This is a genomic window from Eubacterium sp. AF34-35BH, assembly GCF_003477765.1.
Taxonomy (GTDB): Bacteria; Bacillota; Clostridia; order Lachnospirales; family Lachnospiraceae; genus Eubacterium_G.
The window spans coordinates 45,483-55,188 of record NZ_QUDZ01000009.1 but is presented as its reverse complement, the minus strand read 5'-3'; the positions used below and the strand labels follow the sequence as shown (position 1 = coordinate 55,188).

At 33.8% G+C, this 9,706-nt stretch carries 5 protein-coding genes and 1 pseudogene; all 6 read left to right on the top strand.

Annotated features, from left to right (window positions below):
- Positions 1 to 516: pseudogene (locus DWZ69_RS12090) on the top strand (hypothetical protein); the annotation flags it as partial.
- Between the two features lie 63 nt (positions 517 to 579).
- Positions 580 to 3,045: a beta-1,3-glucanase family protein gene (locus DWZ69_RS10170; RefSeq protein ID WP_118436929.1), complete on the top strand. Its 2,466-nt coding sequence runs from the start codon at positions 580 to 582 to the stop codon at positions 3,043 to 3,045.
- 779 nt (positions 3,046 to 3,824) lie between these two features.
- Positions 3,825 to 4,838 (top strand): Ig-like domain-containing protein, encoded by a 1,014-nt coding sequence (locus tag DWZ69_RS10165; protein ID WP_118000422.1) that lies wholly within the window; start codon positions 3,825 to 3,827, stop codon positions 4,836 to 4,838.
- Positions 4,839 to 4,948: 110 nt separating this feature from the next.
- On the top strand, positions 4,949 to 6,433 hold the full coding sequence (locus tag DWZ69_RS10160; protein WP_118000424.1) for an AAA family ATPase: 1,485 nt from the start codon (positions 4,949 to 4,951) through the stop codon (positions 6,431 to 6,433).
- Positions 6,434 to 6,615: 182 nt separating this feature from the next.
- The gene (locus tag DWZ69_RS12390) at positions 6,616 to 6,780 is read left to right on the top strand and encodes a hypothetical protein (protein ID WP_347475135.1); all 165 of its coding nucleotides are present in this window, start codon (positions 6,616 to 6,618) and stop codon (positions 6,778 to 6,780) included.
- A gap of 193 nt (positions 6,781 to 6,973) precedes the next feature.
- The gene (locus DWZ69_RS10150; protein WP_118000426.1) at positions 6,974 to 9,694 is read left to right on the top strand and encodes a hypothetical protein; all 2,721 of its coding nucleotides are present in this window, start codon (positions 6,974 to 6,976) and stop codon (positions 9,692 to 9,694) included.
- Positions 9,695 to 9,706 lie beyond the last annotated feature (12 nt).

Here is a 9,706-nt window from a genome sequence, read left to right as displayed (position 1 = left end):
CAGACAACAACTAGCAAACAGGAAGTAACGACGACAAAACAACAGACAACAACTAGCAAACAGGAAGTAACGACAACAAAACAACAGACAACAACTAACAAGCAGGAAGTAACGACGACAATAAAACAACCAAATACTTCAACAACATTAGGAACAACAAAAGCACCTGAAACTGTGCAGCAGACAACTACAGCTAATAAGGTTGACTCAACTAAGGTTAAGTTAGGAAAAACTAAAATTGCCAAAGCTTCAAAGAAAAAGAATGTTAAGAAGATTAAATTAACGCTTAAAAAGATTAAAGGAGCAAAGGGCTATCAGGTTAAAGTTTCCACGTCAAAGAAATTTAAGAAAAAAACAACAGTGACAAAAACTATTAAAAAACTTACTAACACAATTAACATTAAAAAACTCAAAGTAGTTAAGAAATATTACATTAAGGCAAGAGCTTTTAGCAAGACAAAGGGAACTATAAGCTACGGCAAATGGAGTAAAGTTAAAGTAGTTAAGATTAATTAACCAAAGTTAAATAGTCAAACTACATAGCAATAAACTTTAATAATAAGAAAGGATTTAGAGAGAATGAAAAAATCAAAATTTATGGCGATACTATTAACACTTGTTCTTACACTAAGTATGGCAAACGGATTAGTGTTTAATGTATCAGCCGCAAGTCCAAAACTTAACAAGAAAAAGGTAACAATTACTGTTGGAAAGACAGTAAAATTAAAAGTTAAAAAGAATAAGGCTAAGAAAAAAGTTAAGTGGAAATCAGCAAACAAGAAAATTGTTAAAGTTACAAAAAAAGGAAAAATAAAGGGAATCAAACCTGGTAAAACAGTTGTAACTGCAAAAGTCGGCAAGAAAAAATTAAAATGCAAGGTTAAAGTAGTTGCAAAGAAACAGACTACTAAACCAACTGTAAAGCCAACAGTGCCTGCAACAACAAAAGCTCCAGTGCAGACAACACAGGCACCGGTAACAACAAAAGCACCAGTACAGACAACACAGGCACCGGTAACAACAAAAGCACCAGTACAGACAACACAGGCACCGGTAACAACAAAAGCACCTGTACAGACAACAAAGGTAGAAACAACAAAAGCACCTGTACAGACAACAAAGGTAGAAACAACAAAAGCACCAGTACAGACAACACAGGCACCGGTAACAACAAAAGTACCAGTACAGACAACACAGGCACCAACCACAGCTAAGACTACAACAACAGTTGACGATGGAAAGCCGGGACCAAAAGAAGCTTTTGGACAGTCAATTTTAGGAATAGATGGTTTATCGGTACAATTTGTTTGGGGAAATGATAACGAAATTATAAGTAGTGGTCAGACATTCAACATATACTATGATGGAGTTTTAGGAGAACAGGGCGTAAAGCCTACAGCAATTACTCATGTATTTGCTACAGGTGGAAAACATGTAATTACTATTAAGGGATATCTTAATGGAAAAGAAAGTCAAGGTGTAGATATTAAAGTGGACCTTGGTGGAAGTGGAGATAACCAGACAACAACAAACAGTTCTGAACCAACGAAACCATCAACAACACAGCCTACAACAACAAAACCTGCAACAACAACTAAGCCATCATCAGAGAATCCAACAACAGGGCTTACTTTTACAACAGATAGCAGTATTGCAAAACCATTTGGAATGAAGGTTGAAGCAGCAGGTACAGGATATCTCCGAGTAGTATGGGGCCGTGGGGATATAGACTGCTACAATGTATATGTAGATGGTGAAAGAAGACGTACAGGTGTGTCATGTGGCAGTTTCACACTTCCTGTATATACAGAAGGAACTCATACAGTAGCGGTAGCAACTGTAGTTGGAAACAGAGAGTCTGTAAGGGTAGAAGAAACAATTGCCATTACAGGAGTAGGCGAAAGAGAAACAGAACCTGAGACATGTCCTGAAGAACTTAAGCCACAATTAAAGGAAAATGTTCCTATGAAGAATGACAGAATTGCAATAGAACTTAATAATAAAACAAATGGAAAGTACAGCGATAATGAGATTTACTGGTGTATAGTTGGAAAAAACGCTAATAATCAGCTTTGCTATTTAGATAAAGACGGAAATATGATTCCGGCTTCAGAGAGCCTTAATACAGTTCAGGTAGGCAATGACAAATATGCAAATATTTATCATACACTTGCAGAAGCAGATTATGTTTATACACCGACAATCCGCTCAGGAAGAATGTATATCAGTTATGGGAAACCGGTTTACCTTAAATTTGTAGGAACAACAGGATATGCGGGACCGGATCTTAACAATCCAGGCGATGTAAATGCAAACACTTTGTTTGAATTTGCAGAATTTACAATAGAAGGCAAATTCTATTGGGGAAATACAACAAGAGTTGATTACTTCTGCTTCCCAATGATTACACGTCTTGTAGGAAGTGCCACATATGGTGGTTACGACAAGGTTGTAGGAGACATTGGAACAAGGGACGAAATCTTTAATGCATTTAAGAATGAAGCTCCGGAAGCATTCAAAACATTAGTAAGAGATGACAGAATCATGGCACCATGTAAGTCTAAATTTAACGTTGGAGAAAAATATGGAAATTATTTTGACAACTATATAAATGAATTCTGGAATAAATATTCAAGGGAAACTTTGCAGTTTAGCACAGAAGCAGGAAACTTTACAGGAAGAGTAGTAGGAAATCAGATGCAGTTTACAAAAGCAAATGATTCTACAGTTTACACAATTGATAAGCCGACTACACAGGATGTATTAGAAGGAAAAGGTGCATTCGATAAAGGTAACGGCACAGAGAAGGCAATTGAAGCTCAGTTATGTGCAGCATTTAACAGAGGTGTTGCTACCGAACCTGACAAGTATTACAAACCAAGTGAATACTACAAGAACAGCGTAAACAACTTCTACGCAGGATTCTTCCATAGACATTCAGTTTTAGGATTCGCATATGGATTCTGCTATGATGACGTAAATGACCAGAGTACACTTTTACAGTACGATAAAGCAGATGCGTTAGTAATCGATTTAAAATGGTAAGACATAAAACTACAGAAAAGGTAACGGTATTTAATAATGTGTTGACAATATATAGTAAGGCAATAACATTATTAAAAAAACAGAAATATTAATAAATTCAGGAACCTACCTTTTATTGTTAATATTGAAAAGCAATTCGTTGACATTTTAACTGTTTATACATAAAATGCCATTTAAGCAAAAGGCAAGAGGACAAGGACGTCTACAAAAAGATGTTGTTGTCCTCTTTTTTGTGTAATGGGAAGATTCGTTTGAATTTCCATTACATAAAAAATACATTAAGGATGCTAAAAATGATGGCGACGAAATTTTAGTATTTCCAGAGTATACGTTAACTTAACACCTGATACATTTAACAAATATTATGGTGGTGAACTTGATTTGTCTCAGGTGACAGTGTTCTTGACAAGGCAAAATTCACTGTAACTGAAGAAACAGGAAATGTTGGAACATACAATTTAAGCGAATACAATATAGCAGGTTCAAAAGCATACAACAAAAAGGTACCCGCAAAAGTAACACCAACTGAAAGAACAACAAAGGTAAACTTCTTTTTATTATGTAATAAGAAAATTCTCCGTAATTTCTTATTACATAAATAAACGTTCCACTAGGGATGCACACTCGTGAGAAAAGAAAATAATTGCGGGAGGGCACGCACTCGGTGCTTAGAATGTCGCAAGCTATATTCTTTGTTTTAAGTTGAAACATATTAATTGTGGTAGTAAAATTAATTGTAAGGACACAGTTAAAAATAAACAAAAAAAGGAGAGAACATTATGGAAAAAAATTGTAGGAATTTTAAAACTAAATTTTGGGCATGGATAATGATTTTTACTTTGGTGTTAGGCGGTGGAACCTACGGAACATCTATATCAGTTAAAGCGGATATTATAGTATATGTAACACCAACAGGTTCAAAATATCATACACATGCATGTGGAAGAGGCAATTATCAGCCTTCAACATTATCAGCGGCAAAAGCAAGTGGATTAACACCATGTAGTAAATGTTTTCCCAATGGAGCACCTTCGGAAAATAGTTCTAAAGGCACACATAAAAAGACGGTGACAAAAGTCACAAAGGTAAAAGTTAAGCCAATAAAAATTAATAAAAAAACAATGTTTTTACTTAAAGGAAAAACAGGAAAATTAAAAGTGAAAAATGTAACATCAAAGGTAAAATGGATATCAACTAAAACTGCAGTAGCTAAAGTTTCAGATAGTGGAAAGGTTACAGCAAAAAAGGCAGGAAAAACCACAATTATTGCGAAGGTGGGAAGTCAGAAAAAACAATGTAAAGTCACAGTTGAAGATCCTAAACTAAATAAAGGTAATATATCATTATTAGTTGGACAAAGTAGCAAGGTTAAAATTAAGGGCTGTAAGCATCACGTGAAATGGATTACAAGTGATAGTGATGTTGTAAGAGTAAAGAAAGGAAAAATCAAGGCAGTCGAAACAGGTAGAGCGAAAGTAATAGCAAAGGTTCATGGAAAGAAAATAAAATGTAGCGTTTTAGTTAAGAAACCTAAAATCAGTAGTATATCATTAACAGAGACAAACATTATTATGAATCAGTCGGAAATTCATACGCTATACATAAAAAATGTAACACCAAATAAGTGGTATGAATATTACGCTACAAAATGGACAGTTGCAGATAAATCAATTGTACAAATTATAAATGATATGGGAGATTTAGTTGATATACAGGCTGTGGGAGTTGGACAAACAGATGTGTATATCAACATAGGTGGAAAAGTAGCTAAATGCCATGTGGTAGTTAAATAAACTTTTTTAACTTTATGTTTTATAACATTGTTGCACTTCTAATATTATGTTAAAATATCAAAGGATAAAAAACATAAATATTAATTTGTATTTGCATAAAGGAGAAAAGTATGCCAGTATTTGATTTTAACAGTACACCAGATGAAAATAAAAAAGGTGAAGTTACATACACAACGTTTGCTTCAAGTGAGAGCATAGCTTCAAAGGAACATCCAATAATGTTTTTGGATAATAAGAATCGTCAGTGGAAGCATCATTCCAGTGGTGTGTTCACAAATCCTATCAAAAAAACTTCTTTTGAATTTAATGAAGAGGACGGAACAGTTAGCGCTGATATTTTGAAAATAGATTCAAGATTTGTAAGCCTACTTAAATGGCTTGGTGAAAATCATATAAATGTAAGATTGTCAGGTGAAAATCAGGAAGAAGGATATGCGGTGTATAAAATTCGCGAAATTGCATTTGGCGGTGGAACAAAGCTTTCTGCTGAGGACGGCTTCCTTCAGTTTATGATTGAAAGACTATTAGCAAGCAATCCACCTGCAGAAGAAGTGGAAGATGAAGATCAGGAGGAAGAGGGAGACAGCATGAAACTGACAAGTCTTCAGAGCATTACTGATTTTATGAATTGTGCAGGAAAGACTTTACCTGATAATATTCGTTTATGGGCGAGAAGAAATTTGGCAGTAGCCCGTTCTAATGAAGTTTCACAGGAAGAAAGACATCACGCTCAAAGAGCACTTTCCATTATGATGAATGTTCAATGGAAAAATAATTATTTCGAATCAATTGATCCTGATGAAGCAAGAAGAATTCTTGATGAAGAACTTTACGGAATGGAAAAAGTTAAACAGAGAATTATCGAGACAATTATTCAGATTAACAGAACACATACACTTCCGGCGTATGGACTACTTTTAGTAGGACCTGCAGGAACAGGTAAATCTCAGATAGCTTACGCAGTAGCACGTATTTTGAAATTACCTTGGACAACTTTAGATATGAGTTCAATTAATGATCCAGAGCAATTAACAGGAAGTTCACGTATATACACAAATGCAAAACCTGGTATTATTATGGATGCTTTTTCAGTAGCAGGGGAGTCAAATCTGGTATTTATTATTAACGAATTAGACAAGGCTACATCAGGCAACGGAAAAGGAAATCCGGCTGATGTGTTATTAACACTTCTTGATAATCTTGGTTTTACAGATAACTATATGGAATGTATGATTCCAACAGTGGGCGTTTATCCAATTGCTACAGCTAACGATAAGTCACAGATTAGTGCACCACTTATGTCAAGATTTGCAGTAATTGAATTACCTGATTATACAGCAGAAGAAAAGAAAATTATTTTCTCAAAATTTGCATTACCAAAAACATTAAAGAGAATTGGTTTGAAAGAAGATGAATGTATTATGACACCAGAGGCTATAGATGCTGTTGTAGACATTTATAAAAATACAAGTGGTATTAGAGATTTAGAGCAGGCAGCAGAACATATTACAGCAAATACACTTTATCAGATTGAAGTAAATCATGTTAAGTCAGTAACATTTGATGCAAAAATGGTAAGAGAACTACTAGCATAGAAACGCAAAAAGGAATGAAACAGTAAAGTGTTCATTCCTTTTTTGAAAGGAGTGAAAAAGTTAATGGATAATGAGTTGAAAGATGACATTTTTTATTTTTGTACATTAATAGAATATATTTCAAGAAAAACAAAGAATCATAGGAAAGATGTAATTAATTATTTTGAGGAAGAGTATATCAAATGTTAATTGTGTCTGTGAGTTCAAATGTAGAAATTGAAAAAACTATTAAAGAGGTATTCTCATCTTTTATTAGTGATGAAATTTCGAATTTTAATTCTAACGTATATTATAGTAATCCGGATTATTTAAGATGTTCGTATTTAGATGGCAGAATGTTAGCATAAATGCAGGTTGAGACAAATGTCAACTTGTTAGAAAGCACCATATATGAAATAGTATTTCATATATGGTGCTTTCTTTTTTGGGGAGAATGAAAGTGAAACATATATGCGGTTATGAATTTATATTTCCAAGCATAAATCTTATAGCTTGGAAAGGTTAATGATTGCATGATTCAAGCAAGGAAAGGAGAGACTTATGAAAAGATTTATTAGTTGGATTATATGTTTAAGTTTAATATTGGGAGGAATGCCACAGGTGCTTCCAGTAGCGGATACATATGGAGAAGAGACAGCTGAAACAGAGACAGGCAAAACAGTGGATCTTTCAAAATATAAGAATTTAACTATTGTATCAAGTGATATTGAAGATGAAGATGGAACAGGTATAGTGAGATGGACAAAGGATAAAACTTATGTAATATGTTCGGTTAACACTGTTGTAGCTCCATCAGTAAAGTGCAAGTTAATAATTGAACCGGGAACAACAGTATTGTTTGGAACAGGAACAGGTGGACTTGATGGAGTAGAAAAATCAGATGTGAAATATAGACCATATCCTATTTTCTGGGTTGATGAACATGGGAGTATTGAAGCAAAAGGGACAGAGGATGAACCTATAACTTTTAAAAATATTGGTACACATGCAGGGTGGAATGGAATCGACATAACACTTCCTGATAGTGGAGAAGTTACAGATACATTTGAATATTGTAATTTCATTAACGGTAGTGCACAGTTTAGAGATTTTACGGAAGGATTTATCGATGTATCGTATGGAACAGAAAAAACTAAATTTAATTTAACAATTGATAATTGCAAATTTGATAGTACAGAGTTAGTTAATAGAGATATTCTACAACCTAGTGAAATAGGGGCAGGTCTCTATTATGGAGACCATGATGGAAATAAAGTTGAGGCAAACATTAAGGTGTCAAATTCCACCTTTAAATCACTTTCAATGGGCATTGAGGCCTGTGTTTCAGCTTACTATGATGAATATTTATACAATGAAAATCTGAAATGTACAATTGAGAATAATGTGTTTGAAAATAATATAACGGGCTCATATAATCCATCTGTTATATGGGGCGGAAATGCCAAGGTAATTAATAATACATTTTATACTATGGAAGGAGGAGCACTAACCAAGAGTGCTCTGGATTTAGAAGGACAATGTGACTATGTGCTTGAAGGTAATGTATTTCATGGAAGTCAATCTACTGATAAGGGAAAGGTAAATGAGTGTACTCCGATTTGTATCAGATTTGGTGCAAATGTGAACCCAGAAACCAGAAGCTATAAAGAAAATAAATGTGATTACCCTACAAGTTACGGAAAATTAATTAAACTTAAAGGTAGTATGATAAAAGAGGAAAGTACTTTAGGAAAGGTGGAAGGATTAGAGTATTGGTACTATGCATGTACCACTGGCTATAAGAATGGCGTTAAATCAAAAGTAATATTTGAACCGGGGACCTCACATCTGATTAGTTCATTAGAAACAAGTTACAATGGAGAATTAGTGGCTAAAGGAACAAAAGAAGAACCTATAAAATTTGTTTCAGGAAGTAGCAGGGGAATAGATACAGGGGCAGACAAGATTTCCTTGCAGCAAAATTCTTCTTCAGAATATTTAGAAGGCAAGGCAACCTTTGAAAATTGTCAGTTTGATGGTGTTGGATTAGATGCTAACATAATTAGTAAAAGCACAGATGAAGGCTTAAATGGAGAAATACCATTAGTTTTTTCTGTAAAAGATTGTATTTTCAAAAATATGTCTACTGGATTAGATATAGGCTTTGATTGCTATTATGATTATATTTATGGAAGAGTTTCAATAGAAAATGTAGACATAGAAGGAATAGAAAATGATTCTTTTACAGGAATGTTTGTGTCATCATATGGAAGTAAAATTCCTAAGGGAAATATTTTTAAAGCATCAAATTGTAAAATACATAATTTCAATTATAAGGATTATGAGGGTGTGGCACTACAGGCAGAAGTTTCAGAAGAAACGGCTGATAAAGTAGTGTTTGAAAATATAACAATGGCAGACAATAATTATGGAATCATTGCAAAGAAAAACAGATTAACAAAGTTACCAATTATAAAAAATTGCATAATAGCAGGAAATAAGAAAGGTTTTGATTTTAATAATGAAATAGATACATCAAGCATAACTTACTCTTGTATTTACAATGATTCTTGGAATGGAAACACTTATGGTTATGGAGAAGGTTGCATATTCACAGATCCATTGTTTGCTGATTCTAAAAATGGTGATTTTCATCTAATGTCAAAAGCAGGAAGATGGTATAATTCACAGTGGGTAGTTGATGATGTATCAAGTCCTTGTATAGATGCAGGGGATGAAAATAGTGATTACTCAAACGAGCCTGCACCTAATGGTGGAAAAGTAAATATGGGTTACTACGGAAATACAGCAGAGGCGTCAAAAACTGAAGACGGTTCAACCAGTATAGAAACATCACAACAGACAACAACACCACAGCAAACAACAGGTTTACAGACAACACCAACTAACGTTACAACACCACAACAAACAAAGATCACAATAAAGCAAACTACAACATCGCAGGTAACAACTAAAAAAATAAAACTCAAAGCACCTGTGATTAAAAAAATAACAAAAGTATCTAAGAAGATAAATATTAAGTTTAAGAAGATTACAGTTAGTGGTGGTTATTATCAAATACAATATTCTACAAACGGAAAATTTAAAAAAGCCAAAACAGTAAATGTTAAGGCTTCGAAAACTAAAGTTACAATAAAAAGACTAAAGAGCAAAAAGAAATATTTTGTTAGGGCAAGAATTTACAGAAAAGTAAAAATTAACGGAAAAACTAAGAAAATATATTCTGCCTGGTCTAAAACAAAAAAAATCAGAATAAAATAGTAGAGTATAGAG

Bases quoted from the DNA above. Each gene is read 5' to 3' on its own strand.
- DWZ69_RS10170 (WP_118436929.1), top strand. From the start codon at position 580: ATGAAAAAATCAAAATTTATGGCGATACTATTAACACTTGTTCTTACA.
- DWZ69_RS10165 (WP_118000422.1), top strand. From the start codon at position 3,825: ATGGAAAAAAATTGTAGGAATTTTAAAACTAAATTTTGGGCATGGATA.
- DWZ69_RS10160 (WP_118000424.1), top strand. From the start codon at position 4,949: ATGCCAGTATTTGATTTTAACAGTACACCAGATGAAAATAAAAAAGGT.
- DWZ69_RS12390 (WP_347475135.1), top strand. From the start codon at position 6,616: ATGTTAATTGTGTCTGTGAGTTCAAATGTAGAAATTGAAAAAACTATT.
- DWZ69_RS10150 (WP_118000426.1), top strand. From the start codon at position 6,974: ATGAAAAGATTTATTAGTTGGATTATATGTTTAAGTTTAATATTGGGA.